This is a genomic window from Exiguobacterium aurantiacum (assembly GCF_001766415.1).
GTDB lineage: Bacteria > Bacillota > Bacilli > Exiguobacteriales > Exiguobacteriaceae > Exiguobacterium > Exiguobacterium aurantiacum_A.
Genome location: NZ_MKXO01000004.1, coordinates 202563 through 225459 on the forward strand (window position 1 = coordinate 202563; position 22897 = coordinate 225459).

Genomic DNA, 22897 nt, shown 5'->3' on the forward strand with positions numbered 1-22897 from the left:
CCCCTGTTTTCGTGTTTTTTGAAACCTTCTGCCGGCCAATGACGTACACTAAGGAAAGAACACAAACAAAGGATGGATACTATGACAGCACAATGGAAACAACACGCACAAAAAATGTTGACAGGTAATCGCTGGCTGCTCGCCGGGATTTTGATTTTGTTCGTTGTCTTGAACGGGATTCCCCAATCGTTCGCACCTACGATTGACGCAGAGTCAATGGAGCCATTGACGTCGACCGAGATGACGTTATCGTTCTTATCGTTCCTTCTGACGTTGTTGATCGCACCGCTCACGATCGGATGGTCATGGCTCGTCCTCTCCGTGTCACGCGGCGACAAGCCGGCCGTTTCGAAATTATTTGAACCGTTCCAAACCGGCTATGTGAAGCACGTGCTCGCTCCGTTCTTCGTAGGGTTGTTCATCTTCTTATGGGCATTGTTACTCGTGATCCCAGGAATCGTCAAAGCGTTCTCGTACTCGCTCACGAACTATATTTTACGTGATCAGCCGGAACTGTCGGCTCTCGAGGCAATTACCGAGTCGCGCCGGATGATGGACGGTCACAAGATGGACGCGTTCAAGCTCGTCCTTTCGTTCATCGGTTGGTTCTTCGTCGGCGTTCTTACGCTCGGAATCGGCTTCTTGTACGTATATCCGTACTTCTCGACGACGTACGCCGCGTTCTATGACTCGCTTCGAGGAGCAGATCAGCCACGCACGAACCACGTCGGTACGCCTGATATGGAACAAGGCTTCTAAAAAAAACCTCCGCTCAAATTTTGAGCGGAGGTTTTGTCATGCTTCGACTTGTTGTTTGTTCAGGTACGGCTTCAACGACAACGTGTGTTCAGCGACGACTTTGCGGATCGTCTTCGTCTTCGAACGCATGACGAGCGACGTCGTCTCGACGATATCGTCCGTCAAGAACTTGACGCCGTCGAGCAGTTCACCTGTCGTGACACCGGTCGCGGCAAAGATGCAATCGTCACTCTTGACGAGATCGTCGATCGTGAGGAGTTGGAGCGGGTCCTCGATGCCCATCGAGATGACGCGGGCCGTCTCTTCTTCGTTCATCGGGTGAAGGCGGGCTTGCATATCGCCGCCGAGCGCCTTGACGGCTGCTGCCGTGATGACGCCTTCTGGTGCGCCGCCTGTCGAGATGAAGATGTCGATCGGGTTCGATTTGATGGCTGCGGCGATCCCGGCCGAGACATCGCCGTCATCGAACAGTTTGACGCGTGCGCCCATACGCATCGCCGCTTGACGGAGATGTTCGTGGCGATCGCGGTCTTGCATGATGACGGTCACTTCTTCGATACGCTTGCCGTTATAGAGCGCGGCTTTCTCGATGATCGACTCGAGCGGTTCGTCGAGCGAGACTTTCCCTTTCAGGTTCGGTCCGACGACAAGTTTATCCATATACATATCAGGTGCGTGGAGGAGAGCGCCTTTATCGGCGACTGCGATGACGACCATGGCGTCGCCGAGTCCTTTGGCGACGATCGATGTCCCTTCGAGCGGGTCGACCGCGATATCGACTTCCGGCCCGAACGTCGTACCGAGGCGTTCGCCGATGTAAAGCATCGGCGCCTCGTCTAATTCGCCTTCACCAATCACGACAGTCGCATCCATATTGACCGTACCGAGCACTTCGCGCATCGCTGACGTCGCCGCGTCATCGGCCTCGTTCTTTTGGCCGCGACCAATCCATTTTGATGATGCCAGTGCCGCTGCCTCGGTTGCTCGTACGATCTCTAACGCTAATTCTCGTTCCATAGTGTTGAACCCTCCACGTGATTTCTATTTAATGTGACATACTAATTAAAGTGTTAATCCGTGGATTAGTGTATCACAATCGGATAAATGATGTAAATAGGGGAGATTCTTTTCTCGAGTCGGAAAAAAGATTATGATAAGGGGCAGGGGGGATGACGATGTATTTTGTAAATAGAGAAAAAATCAATGAGACGCTGGCCCACATGGAAACGATGTTGCATCGGATCGATCAGCTCGAAGGGGACGCGTTCACACTTGAACTTGCGAAAGAGCGTTTGGCCGTGCATTTGATGGAAGGCGTCATCGATGTCGGCAACTCGATGATCGACGGCTTCATTATGCGCGATCCGGGGAGCTATGAAGATATCGTCGACATTTTATTGGACGAGCGCGTGCTCGACGCCCAGACGGCTCAAGCGGCGAAAGAGCTCGTCATGATGCGTGCCTATTACGTCCGGGAGTTCGTCACGTCGGATTCGGCTCGCTTTGACGCCTGGACGGAGCGTCAAAAAGAGACGTTCGCAGCATTTCCCGAGCAAGTCCGCCGCTATTTAGAAGTGGAACTTGGACCAGTATCAGCATTTTTACCGGAAAGCGAGTGATTAGATGAATTTAATTAAAGGATACTTATTTGATTTAGATGGAACGATCTATGCGGGCACCGAGCCGATCAAAGCAGCGGTCGACTTCGTGAACCGGCTCGAGGCGACGGGCTTCCCGTACTTGTTCGTCACGAACAACGCCTCGATGACGCCGAAACAAGTCGCGGATAAGCTCGTGTCGATGGGTGTCCACGTGACGCCCGAGCACGTCTTGACGAGTGCGATGGCAACGGCCCGTTATATCGAGAAGATGACACCAGGGGCGACCGTTTATATGATCGGGGAAGACGGTCTCCGGATCGCGCTTGAAGAGCGTGGCTTCCATGTGACGGACGAACCGAAAGCCGACTACGTCGTCATCGGGCTCGACCGCCACATCACGTACGAGAAATTGGCGAAAGGTGCGCTCGCGATTCGGTCCGGCGCCCGCTTCATCTCGACGAACGGAGATATCGCCATCCCGACCGAGCGCGGCTTTTTACCGGGCAACGGGGCGCTCACGTCCGTGCTCACGGTGACGACGGAAAAAGACCCGTTCTTCATCGGCAAGCCGGAGCCGGTCATGATCGACATCGCCCTCGAGATGATCGGTCTGACGAAAGACGAGGTCGTCATGGTCGGGGACAACTACCATACGGACATCTTGTTTGGGATCAACGGAGGGCTACGGACGCTGCACGTCAATTCAGGCGTTCACGGTCCGGCGTTCATCCAAGAACAAGAAAAGCTCCCGACCTATATGGTCGAGAGCTTGGACGAATGGACACATGCATGAAAAAAAGGGATGACGCTTGTCTCCCTTTTTGTTTAGAATACTTGTTCGACTTCGACGATGCCAGGTACTTCTTCAATGAGCGCGCGCTCAATTCCGGCTTTCAAAGTGATTGTTGAAGACGGGCAGCTGCCGCATGCACCCATCAAACGAAGTTTGACGATGCCTTCATCTACATCAACGAGTTCGACGTCACCGCCGTCGCGAAGCAAGAACGGGCGTAATTTATCGAGTACTTCTTGGACTTGATCAAACATTTCCATGGTATCTACCCCTTTCTGGTTCTATTCCATTCTAGCAAGTTTGAGATTGTTTCTCAATCTTTAACGCTGAGCGTTTTGTGACAAGGGCGCTGCGTGATTTTTGTATAATAGAAATGGATAGGGGGAATGACGATGAAAATCACGGTATACGGGGCAGAAGTACAGTGTGCGAGCTGTGTCGGGGCACCGAGCTCGGTCGAGACATATGAATGGTTACAAAGTGCGCTCGCCCGGAAATATCCGGAGCGCAAGTTCGAGTTCGAATACATCGACTTCGAGCAAGCGGACGATGAGATCGCCGAGGCGATCAAGCAAGACGAATGGTTTTACCCGCTCGTCCTCTTGAACGGGGAAGTCATCGACGAAGGTGTCGTCCAGTTGCGTAAAGTATATACGGCGATTGACCAGAAGTGAACGACATCATAAAAGAAGGTTGAGCGAATACACATTCGTTCAACCTTCTTTTCGATTTAGCGAAGTTGGAACGACGTCGTCGCTGAACTTGCCGTGTATCCTGAGAGCGTCGCATCCGCTTTCACTTGGTACGTCCCTCGTTGTGAAGAAGAACCGGTCGAGAGCGTGAACGTGATCGCTCCGCTTGAGTTCGTTTTACCTGTCCCTGTGAGCGTCGAGCCGTAAGGTTGTGTCACCGTCACACGAACGTCCGCGTTCGCGACCGCTTGACCGTTCGCGTCACGTACCGTCGATGAGATTGATACAACTTCACCAGCGTAGTATGTCGACTTAGACGTCGATACAGTCGCCGCGAGCGCTTGAACCGGTTGTGACGTGCCGCCTGACGTTGGCGCTTGAACGAGTCCGTTGCCGAATAGTGTATCGCGACCTGCCGTGCCGAGGTCGATTGTATCTTGTGACAGACGCGTCCGGAGCTGTGAAGATGAGAGCGTCGGGTACGCTTGTTTCATGAGCGCTAAGTTCCCGGCGACGTATGGTGTCGCCATCGACGTCCCGCTCAATTGACCGTAGCCGCCGCTTGAGAGTGTCGAGTTGATGTTCACACCTGGAGCCGCGACTTCGACTGTACTGCCAGTAGCGGAGAACGAAGCGCGATTGTTGTTGATGTCCGTCGCCGCGACCGCGATGGCCGAGCTGTAGCGCGCCGGGTAGTTGACGAGGTCGCCGCTGCCGTCGGCTCGGCCGTTGTTACCAGCCGCTGCGACGACGAGAATGCCTGAATTGTTCGCCCGGTCGACGACTTGTTGGAGCGTCGTCGAAGGACTCGTCGTTCCGAGGCTCAAGTTGATGATATCCATTTGATTCGAAATCGACCAGTCGATACCGGCGATGATGCTCGACAGGCTACCGCTGCCGTTCGCCTCGAGCGCTTTGACGGCGTAAATACTTGCCTCGTGGGCGATCCCGACCGTTCCGATACCGTTGTCACGTGCCGCGATGATCCCGGCGACGTGCGTGCCGTGTCCGTTGTCATCGGCATATGAACTCGTCACACTGCTAAATGACGCTCCACCTGCAATCGTCAAGTCAGGATGCGCTGAGATTCCGGTATCGACGACGGATACTTTAATACCTTTTCCGGTGAAGCCGTTCTGCCAAGCCGAGGGTGCTTTCAGTTTTGGAATTCCCCAGTCTTGGGTTTGATTCTCAATTTGTACCGTCTGATCGACTTCGATGTGGGCGACGTTCGGATTGTTTTTCAATCCGTTCAGCGCTGCTTTCGGCACTTCGATGGCAGCAGCCGGGATGTTGGCGTATTGCTGATTGACTTCCATGCCTTCAATCGAGAGCGGGATTTTCTTCGCCGACTGTTTGAACACGACGATGACACGTTCTTTTTCCTTGTCAGGACTGGCGTCTACTGCTTGTGGGACGGTTGACAAGACGAGAAGCGAGGCGAGGACGGTGCTACAGATCTTCTTCAATGGATTTCCCCCTTTGGATTATGTAGGCGAGATGACATGATGTCGAACTGCCGTGCTCATAGAGTAACAAGTTTTTCCATCGGGTAGAATATGTCAATCGAATCAATAATCTGAAAATTTAGACAAGTGTATCGGGCACAGAGATACAAGACTTTTGGCGCAAGGAAAAGAAGTATGAACGGGTAAGCGGCTGTCATCACATAAAAAAATCGCGAGATGGCAAGGTAGCCATGTCGCGATTCGGTCGTATTATTTGATGACTTTATGTTTCCATAGAATACCGGACTTGAGAAGTCGAGCCACTTTCCCAGTCAGCGACTGTTTCCCCATGAAGACGCCGAAGCCAGCCTTCTTCCCGAGCGACCCGAGCGTGCCTCGGAGTTTAATATCCGGCAACTCAGGATAAGCCACGCCTTTCCACTTGCAGAGCAGCACTTGGACGATCTGTTCGGCTTGTGCCTCGGCGAGTTGACCTGAAGGTGCGTACGGGAGGCTGGCGTTGTCACCGACGACGAAGACGTCAGGCAAATCAGGGACGTAGTGATGCGGTGTCAGTTTCACGCGGCCGCCCCCATCGAGCTCCCAGCCTTGGTTCCGGACGACAGCGACCGGTTGGATCCCGGCCGTCCAGACCGTCAAGTCAGCGACAAAGTGTTGTTCGTGGTTCCACAGACCGTCTGGGTCGACCCGGACGATGTTGGCATTGTTGATGACTTCAACGCCATGCTCTTCAAACCACGATTGAACGTACATCGAGACACGGCTCGATAAAAAGGACAGGACGGAAGGGCCACGGTCGAACAATCGGACGGTCAGATCGGGACGGCTCTCCCGGAGTTCGCTCGCGAGCTCGACACCAGATAGCCCGGCCCCGACGATCGAGACGATCGAACCGGGCGACAAGCCGTTGATCGCTTGTTGCGTCTTGCGTGACTCTTCTAACGTTTGGATACTGTACGTGAACTCGGCGGCGCCGGGCACGTTATGGTATTTGTCCTCGCAGCCTAAGCCGATGACGAGGTCGTCGTACGGCACCTTTTCCCCGCTTGCGAGCAACACCATCTTGTCGGTCGTATCGATGTCGGTGACTTGCCCGTATATGTAGTCGACTTCTTCCGGGAAATCGACACGGATGTCACGATCGGATACCGTTCCTGCGGCTAGTGCATAATACTCTGTTTTTAATCCGTGATAAGGTAGACGGTCGATTAATGTGATCGATACGTCCTTCAGCTGATGGCCGAGGACGCGTTCGATTACACGCATACCCCCGTAACCGCCTCCTAAGACGACTAATTTGCGCATAAAAATCCCCCTTTGTTACTCTCTAACTGTACCATGATATAATACCTCGTAGAAGAACCATTTTCCCGCAATAGGGGAAGAAAGACGGTGAAAAAAATGATGAATCCGATCATCGAGTTTTGTGCCTCGAACTTAGCGATGGGTTCACAGATCGCCCGGGCAAAACTAGAGTCCGATCCTGACCTAGACGTCGTCGAATATGGCTGTACCGGCTACTGTGGGGTCTGCTCGCTCGACTTGTTCTGTCTCGTCGACGGAGAAGTCGTGATCGGGGAGACGCCGGAGCAACTCGTCACGAACGTGTATGAAAAAATCGAAGAGATGGCCTGGTAAAAAAGTTTGAGATTTCTCAAACTTTTTTCTTTTTGACCCGTTGCTTTTTTTAAAACGGTTTGGTATATTCTAAGAGGTTCGAATGTAGGTTGTCTGACGTTTAACAACATAAAAAGAAAGCGTTTCAAACGGTAGGGCACATCTCGATTCGGGTATAACACAATCGTCGGTTTTTCAATATGAAAGGAGCACAACACCAATGAACATCATGAGCGTGGTTGGTATTTTGGCATTAATTGGAATCGCTTACATCTTCTCGACCAACCGTAAAGCCATCAAATGGCGTACCGTTCTTGCCGCCTTCGCGATCCAGTTTACGTTCGCATTCCTCGTCCTCTTCACATCGGTAGGACGCGCGGCGTTGCAATTCATCTCAGGAGGCGTCCAAAACGTCTTGAACACGGCGAACGCCGGGATCGGCTTCGTCTTCGGTACGGCAGTCGGGGGAGACAACTTCGTCTTCGCGTTCCAAGTCTTACCGATCATCATCTTTATGTCTTCGTTAATTGCCTTTCTTTACTACATCGGTGTCATGCAGTGGGTCATCCGGATCCTCGGTACGGCACTTGCGAAAGCACTCGGTACGTCACGTAAAGAATCGCTCTCAGCGACGGCGAACATCTTCGTCGGTCAGACGGAAGCACCGCTCGTCATCAAGCCTTACCTCCCATCAATGACACAATCAGAATTGTTTGCCGTCATGGTCGGTGGTCTCGCATCAGTTGCCGGTTCGGTACTTGCTGGATATGCCGCACTCGGTGTTCCGCTCGAGTACTTGCTCGCAGCGAGCTTCATGGCAGCGCCTGCTGGTTTGATGTTTGCGAAAATCATCGTCCCGGAAACAGATGTACCGGATGATGATATCGAAATTGCTGAAGATGAAGAGAACAAAGCAGCAAACTTCGTCGATGCGGCCGCTCGCGGTGCGTCAGACGGTTTGTTCCTCGCGTTGAACGTCGGTGCGATGCTCCTTGCCTTCGTTTCATTGATCGCACTCGTCAACTTGCTTCTCGGTGGAATCGGTGGTTGGTTCGGTCTAGAAGGTCTCTCACTTCAATTGATCCTTGGTTACGTGTTTGCACCGCTCGCGTTCGTCATCGGTGTACCATGGGCAGATGCCGTACAATTCGGTAGCTTCCTTGGACAAAAACTCGTCTTGAACGAATTCGTTGCCTTCTCTGAGTTCGCACCGATCATCGGTTCAGGTGATTTGTCAGCTCGTACAGAAGCGATGATCGCGTTCGCACTCTGTGGTTTCGCCAACATCTCATCACTCGCCATCCTTCTCGGTGGTCTTGGTGGTATGGCTCCGAACCGTCGTAACGACATCGCACGTATGGGTGTCCTCGCGATTCTCGCAGGTACGCTTGCGAACTTGATGTCAGCGACTCTCGCTGGTCTTCTTCTCTAATCGTTATTCACAAACAAGAGCGCTCACTCCGGTGGGCGCTCTTGTTCATGGTTGCCATATAGTGACTACAAAAAATCACCCAAGGGATGTCTCCCTTGGGTGATTGGGCGTTAAGCTTGCAGTTGCATTTGTTGACGTTCGATCCACGGCTTCAACTTCAGGAAGAGCGGGACGAACAAGGCGGTGATCAATAATGCCTTAATCAAGTTGAACGGTAAGATGCCGTACAGGACAAGGTTCGTTTTGACTGCCGGATCGGCCATCTCGGCCATTCCGAAGAAGAACGCGTAAGCTGGTAAGATGAGTAGGTAGTTCAAAATCGCCAAGCTGAGCGCCATCGTGATCGTACCTGCCACGAGGCCTGAAGCGAGCGCTTTATTCGTTTTACGTTTATGGTAGAACCAAGCGACCGGATATATGAATGCGACACCTGCAAAGAAGTTCGCGACTTCACCGACCGGGACGCCGCCACCGTTAAAGACATAGTAGAGGACGTTTTTGAGAGCGACGACCACGACACCTGCGAGTGGCGAGAAGACGATACCGGCGACGAGCGCTGGGATGTCACTGAAGTCCACTTTTAGGAATGGTGGCAGGAAGGGTAGCGGGAAGTTAAAGAGCATGAGGACGAATGAAATCGCCCCGAGCATCGATAGCGTCACCAGTGTTGTCAATCGTTTGTTGCGCGTTGTTTTCATCAAAATCTCTCCTTTTGTCGCTCCTTGATGAATGGCACCCGTCGCATAGAAAAACCCGATTGTGTGAACAATCGGGAGAGTTTACGCGCATACGAAACAGATGTTCTCGTCAACGTTTAAGCCACGCCAAAGAAAACATCCAAATATCGGTCGGATGCCGCCATCTTCTCCCATCCAGACTTTACTGTCGGCTTTCGAATCTCACGAAATCAGCAAGCAACGCCTTGCTCGCTCACGGGCTGAGAAGAACTTGTCTTCAATACCGCCGGTCGGGAATTTCACCCTGCCCCGAAGATGGAACGATTTAATTTTTTTTGTTACAGTTTAGTTATACAAGATATTTCACAAAATCACAAGTCAGTTGACTTGAAGTGAAGATAAATGAGGAGGAGTTCAGATGATTCATTTGACAGAGCCAGCCGCACTACAAGTCATCGATATGATGAAACAGACCGAACGCCCTGAAAATCAGTTCTTACGGATCAAAGTCCAAGGCGGTGGGTGTACCGGCCTATCCTATGGGATGGGGTTCGATGAAGACAAGACGGACAAGGATGTCCAGTTCGACCATTACGGTGTCCGCGTCATCGTCGCCGAAGCCGACCATGGTGTCGTCGACGGGCTCGAAATCGACTACAAGCAGTCGATGCTCGGCGGGGGCTTCACGATCAAAAATCCGAACGCGATCGCGACGTGCGGTTGCGGCTCGAGTTTCCGGACGGCGGCGAACGCCGGCACGCCCGGGGATTGCTAAACGATAGACGGGTTGCCGACATGTTCGGCAACCTTTTTTGGTGAGCATGTTAATGAGAGGAAATGAACGGGAATATTGGATGGAGAAGGATGAGAAGGGGGTAGGTACGATGAGGAAAGTGTTGATTTTCGGTGGCTCACGTTACTTTGGGAAACGGCTCGCGCTCCGTCTCGCTGAAGCCGGGGACGACGTGACGATCGTCACACGCGGTCAGCTGCAAGTGCCGGAAGCGGAAGGCATCCGCTCCATTAAAGGCGACCGTCAGTCGGTCGCGACGATGAAAGACCTCGCACGCAACGAGTATGACCTCGTCTACGACAATATTTGTTTCAATCCGTATCAGGCGAAGATCGCGACAGACGCCTTCATGGACCGGGTCGGGAAATATGTGCTCACGTCGACGATGTCCGTCTATGCGCCAGAGGCAGCTTTAAAAGAGAGCGACTTCAATCCGCTCCATCACGAATATCACCTCGACGCGGAACACGATTACGGACAAGGGAAACGAGAGGCCGAATCGTACTTCTTCCATCGGGCCTCGTTCCCGGTCACGACGGTGCGGTTGCCGATCGTCCTAGGGCCGGATGATTACACCGACCGGTTAAAATTTTATGTCGACGCGGTTCGGAACGAAGAACCGATCGTATTACATCACCCGGAGGCGCTGATGGGATTCATCTCGAGTTTCGAGGCGGCAGCTTTCTTGGAATGGGTCGGCCGTGCCGACGTGAGGGGGCCGTTCAACGCCGCGAGCGACGGCCTCATCTCGTTAGGTGCGCTCATGGAACGAATTGGACAGCATATCGGTAAACCGGTCCAAATCATTAAGGATGGGGAGTCGTCCCCATACGATACGGACGTCGACTACTACATGTCGAACGCCGAGGCGAAAAAAGCTGGCTTCGTGTTCACGCAACTCGATGATTGGATTGACCGTGTCATCATTCAAACGATCCGCAAATGAAAAAACGGCCTCTCATCTGCGAACGATGAGAGGCCAGTCTTTATTTCCCGGCAAATACCGAGGTTGAATGTTGTGGGTGACGCGCTGTCGGGTCGACGAGCTGCTTCACTTGGTTGATGGCGATCGGTGCTTCACCGAAGCCGGTCGCGATCAATTTCACTTTGCCTTCGTACGTGGCGATGTCACCGCAAGCGAAGATGCCTGCGACTGTCGTCTCCATCCGTGAGTCGACACGGATCGTGTTTTTCTCAAACTCCATGCCCCAGTTTTTGATCGGGCCGAGCGATGAGACGAACCCGTAGTTACAAATCAAGTCGTCGATGTCGACGAACTTCGATTCGCCATCTTTGTCCGTCAGTTCGACCGACTCGATATGCGTCGCGCCTGAGAGTGATTCGATATTATAAGGCGTCCAGACGTTGATCGTCGAGGCCTTCATTTGTTCGACCGTATGCTCGTGAGCCCGGAAGCGGTCACGACGGTGGACGATATGGACTTCTTTGGCGATACCTTCGAGCATGAGTGCCCAGTCGACGGCCGAGTCGCCGCCGCCGGCGATCATGACGCGACGGTCGCGGAATTTCTCCATGCTGTCGACGAAGTAATGAAGGTTCGCATAATCTTCACAACCGTCCAGTCCGAGCGGACGTGCGGCGAACGCGCCGTTGCCGGCTGTGATGATGATCGCTTTCGTATGGTACTCGTCCTTGTTCGTCGAGATGTGGAACGTACCGTCTTCGAGTCGCTCGACCGTTTCGACCGTCTCGCCAAGGCGATAATCTTGTTCGAACTGATCGGCTTGCGCTTTCAGTTGGTCGACTAGATCTTGGGCCTTCACTTTCGGGAAGCCGGCGATGTCATAAATATATTTCTCTGGATAGAGCGTCGATAATTGCCCGCCTAGTTGCGGCAAGCTTTCGATCAACGTCGCATCGAGTTGGCGCATACCTGCATAAAATGCGGTGAACAGTCCGATTGGACCACCACCGATAATGACTACATCTTTCGTCGATTTCATCGAATTCCTCCTCATGAAGCGTGTACTTCTATTATATGGTCTAACGTGAACTAAATCCATTCAGTACAAAGATGCAATACTTTCGAAAAAAATTCAAGAAGATAAGCTTTTTCATTGAGAAAACGGATTAAACGTCGTACAATGAACGGGAAGCAATTGTGAACATTGGTTGAACAAGAATTAGGCTTTATTGTGAACGTCTATGTGAAAAAACACACAACATAGTTGTTCAGGAAAACAAAACTTTTAAAATAAGGTGGAAATGAACATGAAACGACCTAACATTGTTATCCTCGGCGCAGGTTTCGGTGGACTCATCACGGCAGTCAACCTGCAAAAGACGCTCTCAGCTGGAGATGCAAACATCACGTTGATCAACAAACACGATTACCATTACCAAACGACTTGGCTTCATGAGCCGGCGGCCGGAACGATGAAGCCTGAGCAAGCTCGTGTCTACATTAACGATGTCGTCAATGCGTCACGCGTTAAACTTGTCAAAGGGATCGTCGATCGCGTCGATACTACAGCCAAACAAGTGATGCTCGAAGACGGATCGACTGTCGAGTACGATTACGTCGTCTTCGCCCTCGGTGGCGTACCGGAAACGTTCGGTATCCCAGGCCTCAAAGAGAACGCGATGACGATCAACTCGCTCAACAGCGTTCGTAAAATTAAAGAACATATCGAGTACTCGTTCGCACAATACAAGACGAACGGATCATCTGACCGTTCATTCGTCACGATCGTCGTCGGTGGTGCCGGATTCACAGGTATCGAGTTCCTCGGTGAGCTCGTCAACCGTGTCCCTGAACTTTGCAAACAGTACGATGTTCCCCGTGAAGCGGTCCGCATCGTCAACATCGAGGCAGCGCCAACGGTTCTTCCAGGGTTCGACCCGGAACTCACGACGTATGCGCAAAAATGGCTCGAGCGTAACGGCGTCGAGATGAAACTCGGCAACGGCATCAAAGGTGTAGAGCCAGGTGTCGTCACGTTCGGTCCACTCAAAGGTGAGACGACAGAGACGATCGCAGCGAACACGATCCTTTGGACAGGCGGCGTCAGCGGTAGCCCGATCGTTGAGAAGTCTGGCTTCGAAGCGGTCCGTAACCGTGTCATGGTCGAGGCGGACAACCGTGCCCCTGGCCACGATAACGTCTTCATCATCGGTGACTGCTCAGCGGTCATGGATCCGGTCTCGAACCGTCCGTACCCGCCGACGGCGCAAATCGCGACACAACAAGCGCACAACGTGGCGAAAAACATCGCTGCGCTCATCAACGGCAAGTCGACTTCGAAGTTCACGTATGAGAGCAAAGGGACGGTCGCGTCACTTGGTCATAACGATGGAATCGGAATCGTCATGGGCAAAAAGATCTTCGGTCGCAACGCTTCATTCATGAAGAAAGTCATCGACAACAAACACTTTATCGAGCTCAAAAAATACGGTCTCGTCCTTAAAAAAGGTAAATTCTGATTCGGTTGAGCCAACGAGCAGCCTGTTCATTTGAACGGGCTGTTTTTTCATGTCAACGATTCAGTGAACTTCTTTGACCAAGCGGATTTCTTTTCGGTATAATAGACAACGGGAAAAGGGGGCAATCACATGCATATCATCCAAGCCGTCATTGGCGCGATTTTATATTTAGTCATCTTCTTCAGCATCGGGTTCATCTTGAATATGCTGCTCAAAAAGACGTGGACGCTCGTGTTCATCTATCCGATTTTCGTCATCATGATGATCGACAACGTCAAGCTGTCAAGCTACGTCACGGAAACATCGACCGCGCTCGCGAACGTCTATGAGCGTCTGCTCGGTCTGCAGTTTCTCGACATTTTTATGCTCGGATTCGGATTGCTCGGTGCCATCTTGGCAGGGGTCACCATCCGGTACTTGCGTAAGAGCGGTTACTCGATGTTTTAAAGGCGACAGAAATGTTCGTCTTTTTTTGGTTTCTGCCTACTTTTTTAGAAGCTGAACCGATATACTAGATAAGATAACGATTTAATTAGTAAGGGATGCGATACGAATGACATTACCGATGTATACGATCAAAAAAGTGTTGAATAATAGCGTTGTCATCTGTCAACATGATACGGATCCGGAAGTCATTCTGCTTGGGAAGGGGATTGGCTTCGGCAAGAAAGCGGGCGATCTCGTCGACCCGGCCAGCGTCCCGGAGAAAGTGTATCAATTGACGGATAAGGAAGAGCAATCTCAATACCGTGAGCTCGTTAAGCACGTCGATGAAGACTTCATCGCCTTCATGCAAGACATCGTCGGCTTCATCGAGAGCAGCACGGGGAAAAAAGTCGACCAACATATCCATATCGGCCTGACCGATCACTTGTTCTTTACGATGAAACGGATCGAGCAAGGGATGGAAGTGACGAACCCGTTCTTACTCGAGACCGAATCGCTCTATCCGAACGAGTATGCGCTCGCCGAACGGATCGTCGACATGATCCATGAGCGTCTCGACGTGTTGCTTCCTGATGCCGAGGTCGGATTTATCGCCCTTCATATCCATTCGGCGACGACGTTTAAAAACGTCCTCGAAGTCAATCGTCACAATCAGATCATCGGCCAGATCGTTCAGACGATTGAGAGTCGTTTGAACGTCAAAATGGACCGGACTTCGCTCGATTATAAGCGCTTACTTCGGCACTTAAGGTACGCCGTTGAGCGGGTTGCGACGGGTGAGACGGTCGAGGCCCCACAAAAAATAGAAAAGGTATTGCGTGAAGAATATCCGCTATGCTATAGTACTGCTTGGGAGCTGATGGGCATCATGGAACGCGAATTAAAGCGTCCTGTCCCACGAGGTGAAGCGACATATTTGACGATGCACCTCCAGCGACTGACTACAAGTAGATAACTGATACCACGTATCTTACGTGTTACTGATTCGATCAGGCATGAGTAAGGAGTGGAACGGCTACGATTTCTCTATTGAGGAGAAGTCTACGTTCTGTACCTTATTCATGCCTGTTTCTGTTTTTATAAACGTTCATTATGAAAACGTTTAGATACGTCGGTTGTCTGACATCTACGTTCGGTTTCAGCACAAACAATTACAAAAGGAGGATTTATCATGTTTAAGCAGATTTTTGGTGTTCTTCAAAAAGTCGGTAAAGCGCTTATGCTTCCTGTTGCAATCTTGCCGGCAGCCGGTCTTCTTCTCGCATTCGGTAACGCGATGCAAAACCCGGCCCTTACGTCACGCGCTGGTTGGTTGACGAACGCAGGCGTTGTCAAGTTTGCTCAGCTCATGGAGCAAGCAGGCGGAATTATCTTCTCGAACTTAGCACTCTTATTCGCAGTCGGTGTCGCGATCGGTTTAGCAGGGGACGGCGTTGCCGGACTCGCAGCCATCGTCGGGTTCCTCATCATGAACAAAGTCATGGGTGTTTGGCTCGAACTCACACCTGAGATCATCGCACAAGGTGACCCGGCTTACGCGTCAGTCCTTGGTATCCCAACACTTCAAACAGGTGTCTTCGGTGGTATCATCGTCGGTCTGATAGCGGCCTGGGCATACAATAAGTACTTCAATATCGAATTGCCGCAATTCCTTGGCTTCTTCGCTGGTAAGCGTTTCGTCCCGATCGTCACAGCTGTATTGGCTGTCGTCGCTGGTTTCGTCATGCTTCTCATCTGGCCACCGGTTCAGCACGGATTGAACACGTTCTCGAACTTCATGTTGACTGAAAACCGCACGTTAGCGGCATTCGTCTTCGGTTTGATCGAACGTTCATTGATTCCGTTCGGTTTGCACCATATCTTCTACTCACCGTTCTGGTTCGAATTCGGATCATACACGGATGCAGCTGGTACGATCGTCCGCGGTGACCAAGCGATCTTCTTCGCTCAAATCCGTGACGGTGCCGAGCTTACAGCCGGTACGTTCATGACTGGTAAATACCCGTTCATGATGTTCGGTCTTCCTGCAGCAGCACTCGCAATGTACCATGAAGCACGTCCTGAACGTAAAGCGGTCGTCGGTGGTCTCTTGGCTTCGGCAGCACTCACATCGTTCTTGACTGGTATCACAGAGCCGATCGAGTTCTCATTCTTGTTCGTTGCTCCACTCTTGTTCGCAGTACACGCAGTCTTCGCTGGTCTTTCATTCATGGTCATGCACATCTTGAACGTCAAAATCGGGATGACGTTCTCGGGCGGTTTGATCGACTACCTTCTCTTCGGTGTTCTTCCTAACCGTACAGACTGGTGGCTCGTCATTCCAGTCGGACTTGCGTTCGCAGTCATCTACTACTTCGGATTCCGTTTCGTTATCCGTAAGTTCAACCTTAAAACACCGGGCCGTGAAGATGAAGTCGTTGAGCAATCAACTGCTACTGGTTCGGAACTTGCACAAGATATCCTCGTTGGTTTCGGTGGTTCACAAAACATCAAACACCTTGACGCATGTATCACACGTCTTCGCGTCGAAGTTAAAGATAAGAGCCAAGTGAACAAAGAAGAGTTGAAACGTCTCGGGGCAGCTGGTGTCCTCGAAGTCGGTAACAACATTCAAGCAATCTTTGGACCGCGTTCGGATGCATTGAAATCAGAGATGCAAGCGGTCATCGCTTCAGGTAACGAAAAGAAAGCAAACTAAGTATGAAGCCAATCCGTTAAGGGTTGGCTTTTTTTGTATGGGGAAACGGTTTCAGCCTGGTATCAGATGGGGAAAAGTAAGTATTCTGACAAAAGGAGGAACCATGATGTGGAAGAAAGTGTTTGGCGTATTGCAGCGGATCGGGAAGGCGCTCATGCTTCCGGTTGCGATTTTGCCGGCAGCCGGTCTATTACTCGCATTTGGTACTGCGTTCCAAAATCCTGATCTCGTTTCGCTGTTACCTTTCTTGGCAAACGATGCACTCGTCCTCATTTGGCAAGTCATGACCGATGCCGGGGATATCGTGTTTGCCAATTTAGGTCTGTTGTTCGCCGTCGGGGTCGCCATTGGGCTGGCCAACGGAGACGGTGTTGCCGGGTTAGCAGCTATCGTTGGTTATTTGATCATGAACAAAGTTATCAGCACGTGGAACGGGATTACTGCAGAAATTGTCCAGGGGGATCCTGCCTATGCATCGGTACTTGGCATCCCGACGCTCCAAATGGGGGTATTCGGTGGTATCATCGCCGGTTTGATTGCCGCGTTCGCGTATAACAAGTACTTTAACATCAAGTTGCCGGACTTCTTAGGATTCTTTGCCGGGAAACGTTTCGTTCCGATTGCGACCGCCGCGTTCAGTTTAGTGATCGGGATCGCGCTCGCCTACGTCTGGCCGCCGATCGGTACTGCCATCAATACGTTCTCGAGCACAATCATTGAGGCGAACGTGGCGGTTTCCGCATTCGTCTTCGGTTTGGTCGAACGGTCATTGATTCCTTTCGGTCTTCACCACATTTGGTACTCGCCGTTTTGGTTCCAGTTCGGGGAATATACGAACCAAGCCGGGGATCTCGTCCAAGGGGACCAACGGATCTTCTTCGCCCAACTTCGTGACGGCGTCGAGTTCACAGCCGGGACGTACATGACCGGGAAGTTCCCGTTCATGATGTTCGGATTGCCTGCCGCCTGTCTCGCCATGTTCCACACCGTCCCGAAAGAGCGTCGTAAAGACGTAGAAGGACTTTACTTCTCAGCAGCCCTCACTTCATTCTTGACGGGGATCACAGAACCAGTCGAGTTCTCGTTCGTCTTCGTCGCACCACTTCTCTTCGGTATTCACGCCGTGTTCGCTGGACTATCGTTTATGACGATGCATTTGCTAAACGTAAAAATCGGGATGACGTTCTCGGGCGGACTCATCGACTACATGTTGTTCGGGGTATTACCGAACCGGACCGCTTGGTGGCTCGTCGTTCCAGTCGGTCTCGTCTTCGCGGTCATCTATTACTTTGGATTCCGTTTCGCGATCACGAAGTTCGATTTGAAAATTCCAGGTCGTGATGTCGTCGCTGAAGGGCGTGGCGCCCGTAAGGTCGTCGACGATGACCTTCCGTACGAAGTGCTCGTCGGTCTCGGCGGTCCTGAGAATATCAAGCATCTTGATGCTTGTATCACACGACTCCGTGTCACCGTGAACGATGTCAAACAAGTCGATAAAGACTTGCTGAAAGATCTTGGTGCCGCCGGTGTGCTTGAAGTCGGGGATAACATCCAAGCCATCTTCGGACCAAAATCCGACACACTCAAGTCGCAAATTGCCGCCATCATCGAAGGTGGCGAGTACAAACCGAAAGAAAAAGCGGTCATCACGCCGGAAGCGGCCGAGCATGCCGACCATCGCTTCCTCGCACCGATGTCCGGTGTCATCTTGTCGCTTGACGATGTACCGGACCAAGTCTTCTCGGGCCGGATGATGGGTGAAGGGTTCGCGATCGAGCCGAGTTCCGGCCAAGTCGTGGCACCGGTCACCGGTCAGATCACGACGTTCTTCCCGACGAAACACGCGATCGGGCTGCTCGCGGACGACGGACGCGAGATTCTCATCCACGTCGGTCTTGATACGGTCAATCTGAAAGGGGAAGGGTTCGTCGCCAAAGTGAAAGAAGGCGACCGCGTCGAAGCGGGAGATATTCTGCTCGATGTCGACCTCAACTTGATCCGTGACAAAGTCCCGTCGCTCATCACGCCGATCATTTGGACGAACGGGGACGGCAAAGTCGTCGTCGTACCGTTCGGAGAGACGGTCGTCGCCGGGGAAGCGCTCGATTTTAGAACGGATGACAAAGGCGCGGAATAAGCGCAAAAAAAAGTGGCTCTCGCAATTTTGCGAGAGCCACTTTTGATTATGCTTTAATATCGAATTTTTGGCTGATGAAGTTGACGACTTCTTCGGCTGTATCCATGTTGAGGACGTCGTTGACGATCGCTTCTGTTTCAGCTTTCGTCAAACGTTTTACGAGGCTACGTGCGCGAAGGACGCTTGAAGCCGACATCGAGAACTCGTCGAGACCAAGTCCGAGCAGGATTGGAATCGCGAGCTCTTCTCCAGCCATCTCGCCACACATGCCGACCCATTTGCCTGCTTTGTGTGCTTCTGTGATGACGTTGTGGAGAAGGTTCAAGATGGCCGGGTTGAACGGCTGGTACAAGTACGAGACTTTCTCGTTCATGCGGTCAGCTGCCATCGTGTATTGAATCAAGTCGTTCGTGCCGACAGAGAAGAAGTCGACTTCTTTCGCGAATTGTTTCGCCATGACGGCTGTCGAAGGAATTTCGACCATCATCCCTGTCTCGTAGTTACCGACAGCGACGCCTTCTGCTTTCAACTTCGCTTCTTCTTCGAGAAGAAGGGCTTTCGCCGCGCGGAACTCTTCAAGTGTCGCGATCATTGGGAACATGATGGCGAGGTCACCGTGAGCCGAGGCGCGGAGAAGGGCGCGAAGTTGTGTGCGGAACAAGTCCGTTTCTTCAAGGCAAAGGCGGATGGCGCGATAGCCGAGGAACGGGTTCATCTCTTTCGGGAGGTCGAGGTAAGACAATTCTTTATCTCCACCGATGTCGAGCGTACGGATGACGACTTGTTTGCCTTCCATGCCTTCGATTACTGTTTTGTATGCTGTGTACTGCTCTTCTTCAGTCGGGAACGTTTCTGAATCCATGTAAAGGAATTCTGTCCGGTAAAGACCGATCGCATCAGAACCGTTTTTAAGAACGCCTTCAAGGTCGTTCGGTGTCCCGATGTTCGCCGCGAGTTTCACTTTATGACCGTCTGCCGTGACAGACTCTTCGTTGACGAGTTGCTTCAACTCTTCTTTGTAAGCTTCGAATGACGCACGTTTTGCAACGTATTCATTGACGAGTTCTTCAGACGGATTGACGAAAACGTCTCCTTCTGTCCCGTCGATGACGACGAGGTCGCCGTTCTTGATTTCTTCGAGTGCGACTTTTGTTCCGACGACTGCCGGGATTTCAAGTGAGCGCGACATGATGGCCGAGTGTGACGTACGACCGCCGATGTTTGTCGCGAACCCTTTGACGTATTTGCGGTTGAGCTGAGCCGTGTCAGACGGTGTCAAATCTTCAGCGATGATGATGACTTCCTCTGAAATTGAAGCAGGTGTCATGAACGTGACGCCGAGGATGTGGGCCATGACGCGTTTTGTGACGTCGCGGACATCAGCCGCGCGCTCGCGCATGTACTCGTTGTCCATCGATTCAAAGATCATGATCATCGTTTGAGCGACTTCATCGAGCGCTTTCGCAGCGTTCATGTGTTCGCTTTCAATTTTTTCGTTCACTTGCGAGACGATCTCTGGGTCTTCCACGATGAGCAAGTGAGCCGAGAAGATCTCAGCCTTGTCTTCTCCGAGTTCACGCAGTGTGATCTGGCGGATTTCTTCGAGTTCTGTTTTCGACTGAGCGATGGCTGCTTGGAAGCGCGCCTTCTCAGCGGCTACGTCCTCGATTTTGTTCGTCGGGATGTCAAATGAAGGTGTCTCCATGACGAATGCTTTCGCAACTGCGATTCCTGCAGATGCGCCAATACCTTTAATGTGTGACATAAGCGTAATCCCTCTCTTCAAAGAAATAGTGTTTTTTCCGACGGTTACCTCGTTAGTTCTTACCCGAAATGAAAAAGGAACTAACGAAAACCCGGAAGATTAAAGTAGCAACGGTCTACTACTAGGGGAAGCCTCGACCGAACAAAGTGGCCTCGCCTCGAGCACGAGGGATGCCTGATTGCGTACTTTCCTATCCTATCATAAAATAAATCATCGTCACAACGAGGAGATAGCCTTTGAATTTGAAGAATTAGCGACGATTGCGCATACTATTTCATTATTTCGATGAAGTTCGTTATGCTTACCTTATATAAAGAAGGGAAGTGGCAAATATGTATCAATTCGCTGAATTAGACTGGACCGGTTCACACGACACGGTCGTTGTCGGAATCGGGGCGGCCGACGCCGTCGAAGCAGGGCTCGACACGTTGTTCAACGGGCGCGTCAAATCGCTCATCCAGTCAGCTGACATCTCGACGAAGACAGGGGAAGTGTCGATCGTGCCGACGTTTGAGGGGAACATCAAACGCGTGCTGTTCGTGGGTTTAGGACAACGTAACGATTCGTCCGTCGAAAACTTGCGGAATTGGTTCGGGAAAGTCGCGAAAGAAATCAAAGCCCGCGCCTTCACGGACGTCGCGGTCGCGCTCGACACGTTTGAACCAGGCGTGGCGAGCTTGTTCGCCGAAGCGTATGAGATGGCGACGTATGAGCATCCTACATACAAGTCGGCGCCAAAATCGGCGACACCGGACGTGACGATCACCCTTTTAGGAGACGCGAACGAAGCGGACGTCGAAGCGGGTGCCGCATACGGGCGTGGGGTCAACGTCGCTCGGACGTTGACGATGATGCCGGCTAACATTTTGGACGCAGTGGCGCTAGCCGACTACGCTGTCGACCTGGCCGAGCGTCATGGTTTCAGCTATCGAATCATTGAAAAAGAAGAGATGGAGGCGCTCGGTATGGGGGCGCTGCTCGCCGTCAATCAAGGTTCGATAATTCCGCCGAAGTTGATCGTGCTCGAGTACAACGGTGCCGGGGACGATGCGCCGATTGCCGTCGTCGGAAAAGGTGTCACGTTCGACACGGGCGGTTACTCGATCAAGCCGAAAGACGGGATCGTCGGGATGAAAGGCGATATGGGTGGTGCGGCCACCGTGCTCGGTCTGTTTGAGACGCTCGCGACGACGAAACCGGCTGTCAACGTGCTCGGCGTCATTCCGGCAACGGACAACATGATTTCAGGAGACGCGTTCAAACCGGACGACGTCATTACGGCGATGAACGGGAAAACGATCGAAGTGCTCAATACCGATGCGGAAGGACGACTCGTTCTTGCCGATGCGGTGACGTTCGCGAAGACGTATGAGCCGAAAGCCATCATCGACGTAGCGACGCTGACAGGCGGTGTACTCGTCGCGCTCGGTACTGAGGTGACTGGTTGCCTGACGAACGACGACTCGCTCTATGAGGCACTAGAGACGGCGAGCCGAGCAACGAATGAGCTCGTTTGGCAAATGCCTTACTTTGATGTGTTCATCAAGCAAGTTCGGAAATCTGAAGTCGCCGACTTGAACAACTCACCGGGCCGTTACGGTCATATGATTTTCGGTGGCGCGTTCGTCGGCGAGTTCGTCGGTGACACGCCGTGGCTCCACCTCGATATCGCGGGAACGAGCGAGCGTTCTGCGGCGAGTGATCTCGGTCCGAAAGGCCCGACCGGTGTCATGGTACGTACACTTGCGTCAATGCTCGAAGGATGGAAGCGTTGAAATTCGGATTGATGTTGATCGGTTTGGCCATCGTCGCAGGCCTCGGCTATGCGGCTTGGCCGAGCCAGTTGTTGTTGGGGGTATCCGTCTTTAGTGCGGTGCTCGGAGTTTTGTTTTTGATTCAGGAGGGACGCCGTGGTCGGAGTAGGAATTGATGGGGCACGCGGAGGCTGGGTGCGAATCACGTACGATAGCATCTCGCTGTGCTTGACCATCTCAGAACAGTTGGAAGATTTATTGATTGACGGGGCAATGCACTTCGTCGACATGCCGAACGATCTCGGGACGATCTCAAACCCGGACCGGACGTGCGATGCGTGGATGCGGGCCCAGTTGAAGCAACGGAAGTCGTCGATCTTCACGCCGCCGATTCAAGACGTCGTGATGGAACAGACGTATGAAGCCGCCAATGTGAGAAGCCGCGAACTGATTGGAAAAGGAATCAGCAAGCAAGCATGGAACCTCGTGCCGCGTATTCGTGAGTTTCAAACGATTACGGCAGAAGACGTGTATGAGTCGCATCCGGAAGTCTGTTTCGCCGTCATGACCGGACATGAGGCCGAGTTCAGCAAGAAGACTGAGGCCGGCGAAGCCGAGCGGATCGAACTGCTGCGCCGCTATTCGAAAAGTTCGCCGTGGAAGTGGAAGATGTCGAACGTCAAAGTCGACGATATCATCGACGCATGCATCCTTGCCGTCGCCGCCTATGAGGCCGGGACGACAGGCTTAGAGACGCACCCGCATCAAACAGAGGGATTACCGTTCGTAGCGGTACCGAAGCCAAAAGAGCGATGACCG

Annotated in this window: 21 protein-coding genes, 2 pseudogenes and 1 riboswitch; of the genes and pseudogenes, 16 read left to right on the top strand and 7 right to left on the bottom strand. The window is 52.2% G+C overall.

All coding sequences use genetic code 11. The annotated features are described in order from the left end of the window. The first annotated feature begins 81 nt into the window (after window positions 1-81). A complete protein-coding gene (locus tag BJU60_RS10125; protein WP_070328754.1) occupies window positions 82-759 on the top strand; it encodes a DUF975 family protein in 678 nt (225 codons plus the stop codon). 36 nt (window positions 760-795) lie between these two features. On the opposite strand, the gene glpX is transcribed toward BJU60_RS10125, so the two are convergent. Further along, window positions 796-1776: a class II fructose-bisphosphatase gene (gene glpX, locus BJU60_RS10130; protein ID WP_070328755.1), complete on the bottom strand. Its 981-nt coding sequence runs from the start codon at window positions 1774-1776 to the stop codon at window positions 796-798. A 158-nt stretch (window positions 1777-1934) separates the two neighbouring features. Between glpX and BJU60_RS10135 the strand changes: the two genes are divergently transcribed. Both BJU60_RS10135 and BJU60_RS10140 read left to right on the top strand, forming a co-directional pair. Further along, window positions 1935-2378 (top strand): DUF86 domain-containing protein, encoded by a 444-nt coding sequence (locus BJU60_RS10135; RefSeq protein WP_070328796.1) that lies wholly within the window; start codon window positions 1935-1937, stop codon window positions 2376-2378. A 4-nt stretch (window positions 2379-2382) separates the two neighbouring features. Continuing rightward, window positions 2383-3153, top strand: coding sequence for a TIGR01457 family HAD-type hydrolase (locus tag BJU60_RS10140; RefSeq protein WP_070328756.1), 771 nt, complete (start codon window positions 2383-2385; stop codon window positions 3151-3153). Between the two features lie 32 nt (window positions 3154-3185). Here BJU60_RS10140 and BJU60_RS10145 read toward each other — a convergent pair whose 3' ends face one another. Further along, a complete protein-coding gene (locus BJU60_RS10145; protein WP_016509169.1) occupies window positions 3186-3413 on the bottom strand; it encodes a NifU family protein in 228 nt (75 codons plus the stop codon). A gap of 126 nt (window positions 3414-3539) precedes the next feature. Here BJU60_RS10145 and BJU60_RS10150 point away from each other — a divergent pair, with 126 nt between their 5' ends. Continuing rightward, a complete protein-coding gene (locus BJU60_RS10150) occupies window positions 3540-3827 on the top strand; it encodes a DUF1462 family protein (protein WP_070328757.1) in 288 nt (95 codons plus the stop codon). Between the two features lie 56 nt (window positions 3828-3883). Here BJU60_RS10150 and BJU60_RS10155 read toward each other — a convergent pair whose 3' ends face one another. Together BJU60_RS10155 and BJU60_RS10160 are read right to left on the bottom strand one after the other, a co-directional pair. Continuing rightward, window positions 3884-5314: a S8 family peptidase gene (locus tag BJU60_RS10155; RefSeq protein WP_070328758.1), complete on the bottom strand. Its 1431-nt coding sequence runs from the start codon at window positions 5312-5314 to the stop codon at window positions 3884-3886. A 249-nt stretch (window positions 5315-5563) separates the two neighbouring features. After that, entirely contained in the window at window positions 5564-6619 is a 1056-nt protein-coding gene (locus BJU60_RS10160) for an NAD(P)/FAD-dependent oxidoreductase (RefSeq protein WP_070328759.1), read from the bottom strand. 96 nt (window positions 6620-6715) lie between these two features. Between BJU60_RS10160 and BJU60_RS10165 the strand changes: the two genes are divergently transcribed. Further along, the gene (locus tag BJU60_RS10165) at window positions 6716-6952 is read left to right on the top strand and encodes a YuzB family protein (RefSeq protein ID WP_035386187.1); all 237 of its coding nucleotides are present in this window, start codon (window positions 6716-6718) and stop codon (window positions 6950-6952) included. Window positions 6953-7151: 199 nt separating this feature from the next. Further along, window positions 7152-8363 (top strand): NupC/NupG family nucleoside CNT transporter, encoded by a 1212-nt coding sequence (locus BJU60_RS10170; protein WP_070328760.1) that lies wholly within the window; start codon window positions 7152-7154, stop codon window positions 8361-8363. 110 nt (window positions 8364-8473) lie between these two features. Here BJU60_RS10170 and BJU60_RS10175 read toward each other — a convergent pair whose 3' ends face one another. Continuing rightward, window positions 8474-9061, bottom strand: a complete 588-nt coding sequence (locus BJU60_RS10175) for an ECF transporter S component (RefSeq protein ID WP_016509149.1) — start codon at window positions 9059-9061, stop codon at window positions 8474-8476. Between the two features lie 158 nt (window positions 9062-9219). Beyond that, a riboswitch (FMN riboswitch) is annotated at window positions 9220-9361 on the bottom strand. A gap of 97 nt (window positions 9362-9458) precedes the next feature. On the opposite strand from BJU60_RS10175, the gene BJU60_RS10180 reads away from it, so the two are divergent. Both BJU60_RS10180 and BJU60_RS10185 read left to right on the top strand, forming a co-directional pair. Next, entirely contained in the window at window positions 9459-9815 is a 357-nt protein-coding gene (locus BJU60_RS10180; protein WP_070328761.1) for a HesB/IscA family protein, read from the top strand. Between the two features lie 109 nt (window positions 9816-9924). Further along, on the top strand, window positions 9925-10779 hold the full coding sequence (locus tag BJU60_RS10185) for an epimerase (RefSeq protein WP_070328762.1): 855 nt from the start codon (window positions 9925-9927) through the stop codon (window positions 10777-10779). 40 nt (window positions 10780-10819) lie between these two features. Here BJU60_RS10185 and BJU60_RS10190 read toward each other — a convergent pair whose 3' ends face one another. Then, on the bottom strand, window positions 10820-11797 hold the full coding sequence (locus BJU60_RS10190; protein WP_131455945.1) for an NAD(P)/FAD-dependent oxidoreductase: 978 nt from the start codon (window positions 11795-11797) through the stop codon (window positions 10820-10822). A 268-nt stretch (window positions 11798-12065) separates the two neighbouring features. Between BJU60_RS10190 and BJU60_RS10195 the strand changes: the two genes are divergently transcribed. The 5 genes and pseudogenes from BJU60_RS10195 to ptsG (BJU60_RS10215) all read left to right on the top strand — a co-directional run. Further along, on the top strand, window positions 12066-13277 hold the full coding sequence (locus BJU60_RS10195) for an NAD(P)/FAD-dependent oxidoreductase (RefSeq protein ID WP_070328764.1): 1212 nt from the start codon (window positions 12066-12068) through the stop codon (window positions 13275-13277). Window positions 13278-13406: 129 nt separating this feature from the next. Next, window positions 13407-13724 (top strand): YuiB family protein, encoded by a 318-nt coding sequence (locus tag BJU60_RS10200; protein ID WP_070328765.1) that lies wholly within the window; start codon window positions 13407-13409, stop codon window positions 13722-13724. A 106-nt stretch (window positions 13725-13830) separates the two neighbouring features. Then, a complete protein-coding gene (gene glcT / locus BJU60_RS10205) occupies window positions 13831-14679 on the top strand; it encodes a glucose PTS transporter transcription antiterminator GlcT (RefSeq protein WP_070328766.1) in 849 nt (282 codons plus the stop codon). A gap of 216 nt (window positions 14680-14895) precedes the next feature. Continuing rightward, a pseudogene (ptsG, locus tag BJU60_RS10210) lies at window positions 14896-16395 on the top strand (glucose-specific PTS transporter subunit IIBC); the annotation flags it as partial. 133 nt (window positions 16396-16528) lie between these two features. Next, a pseudogene (ptsG, locus tag BJU60_RS10215) lies at window positions 16529-18466 on the top strand (glucose-specific PTS transporter subunit IIBC); the annotation flags it as partial. 139 nt (window positions 18467-18605) lie between these two features. Here the strand turns inward: ptsG (BJU60_RS10215) and ptsP are convergent. Continuing rightward, window positions 18606-20324, bottom strand: coding sequence for a phosphoenolpyruvate--protein phosphotransferase (gene ptsP, locus BJU60_RS10220; protein WP_070328769.1), 1719 nt, complete (start codon window positions 20322-20324; stop codon window positions 18606-18608). Between the two features lie 332 nt (window positions 20325-20656). Here ptsP and BJU60_RS10225 point away from each other — a divergent pair, with 332 nt between their 5' ends. From BJU60_RS10225 to BJU60_RS10230, 3 genes are read left to right on the top strand one after another with little or no spacing between them, the layout of a single operon-like run. Then, entirely contained in the window at window positions 20657-22099 is a 1443-nt protein-coding gene (locus tag BJU60_RS10225) for a leucyl aminopeptidase (protein WP_070328770.1), read from the top strand. Beyond that, window positions 22087-22254, top strand: coding sequence for a hypothetical protein (locus BJU60_RS15260; RefSeq protein ID WP_161566945.1), 168 nt, complete (start codon window positions 22087-22089; stop codon window positions 22252-22254). Before BJU60_RS10225 ends, BJU60_RS15260 begins: the two co-directional genes overlap by 13 nt. After that, window positions 22235-22894: a DUF429 domain-containing protein gene (locus BJU60_RS10230; RefSeq protein WP_070328771.1), complete on the top strand. Its 660-nt coding sequence runs from the start codon at window positions 22235-22237 to the stop codon at window positions 22892-22894. Before BJU60_RS15260 ends, BJU60_RS10230 begins: the two co-directional genes overlap by 20 nt. Window positions 22895-22897 lie beyond the last annotated feature (3 nt).

Coding starts and splice junctions, on each gene's coding strand:
- BJU60_RS10225 (WP_070328770.1), top strand. CDS start 20,657: ATGTATCAATTCGCTGAATTAGACTGGACCGGTTCACACGACACGGTC.
- BJU60_RS10165 (WP_035386187.1), top strand. CDS start 6,716: ATGATGAATCCGATCATCGAGTTTTGTGCCTCGAACTTAGCGATGGGT.
- BJU60_RS10135 (WP_070328796.1), top strand. CDS start 1,935: ATGTATTTTGTAAATAGAGAAAAAATCAATGAGACGCTGGCCCACATG.
- BJU60_RS10190 (WP_131455945.1), bottom strand. CDS start 11,797: ATGAAATCGACGAAAGATGTAGTCATTATCGGTGGTGGTCCAATCGGA.
- glpX (WP_070328755.1), bottom strand. CDS start 1,776: ATGGAACGAGAATTAGCGTTAGAGATCGTACGAGCAACCGAGGCAGCG.
- BJU60_RS10125 (WP_070328754.1), top strand. CDS start 82: ATGACAGCACAATGGAAACAACACGCACAAAAAATGTTGACAGGTAAT.
- BJU60_RS15260 (WP_161566945.1), top strand. CDS start 22,087: ATGGAAGCGTTGAAATTCGGATTGATGTTGATCGGTTTGGCCATCGTC.
- BJU60_RS10200 (WP_070328765.1), top strand. CDS start 13,407: ATGCATATCATCCAAGCCGTCATTGGCGCGATTTTATATTTAGTCATC.
- BJU60_RS10160 (WP_070328759.1), bottom strand. CDS start 6,619: ATGCGCAAATTAGTCGTCTTAGGAGGCGGTTACGGGGGTATGCGTGTA.
- BJU60_RS10175 (WP_016509149.1), bottom strand. CDS start 9,061: ATGAAAACAACGCGCAACAAACGATTGACAACACTGGTGACGCTATCG.
- glcT (WP_070328766.1), top strand. CDS start 13,831: ATGACATTACCGATGTATACGATCAAAAAAGTGTTGAATAATAGCGTT.
- ptsP (WP_070328769.1), bottom strand. CDS start 20,324: ATGTCACACATTAAAGGTATTGGCGCATCTGCAGGAATCGCAGTTGCG.
- BJU60_RS10140 (WP_070328756.1), top strand. CDS start 2,383: ATGAATTTAATTAAAGGATACTTATTTGATTTAGATGGAACGATCTAT.
- BJU60_RS10145 (WP_016509169.1), bottom strand. CDS start 3,413: ATGGAAATGTTTGATCAAGTCCAAGAAGTACTCGATAAATTACGCCCG.
- BJU60_RS10170 (WP_070328760.1), top strand. CDS start 7,152: ATGAACATCATGAGCGTGGTTGGTATTTTGGCATTAATTGGAATCGCT.
- BJU60_RS10150 (WP_070328757.1), top strand. CDS start 3,540: ATGACGATGAAAATCACGGTATACGGGGCAGAAGTACAGTGTGCGAGC.
- BJU60_RS10185 (WP_070328762.1), top strand. CDS start 9,925: ATGAGGAAAGTGTTGATTTTCGGTGGCTCACGTTACTTTGGGAAACGG.
- BJU60_RS10195 (WP_070328764.1), top strand. CDS start 12,066: ATGAAACGACCTAACATTGTTATCCTCGGCGCAGGTTTCGGTGGACTC.
- BJU60_RS10180 (WP_070328761.1), top strand. CDS start 9,459: ATGATTCATTTGACAGAGCCAGCCGCACTACAAGTCATCGATATGATG.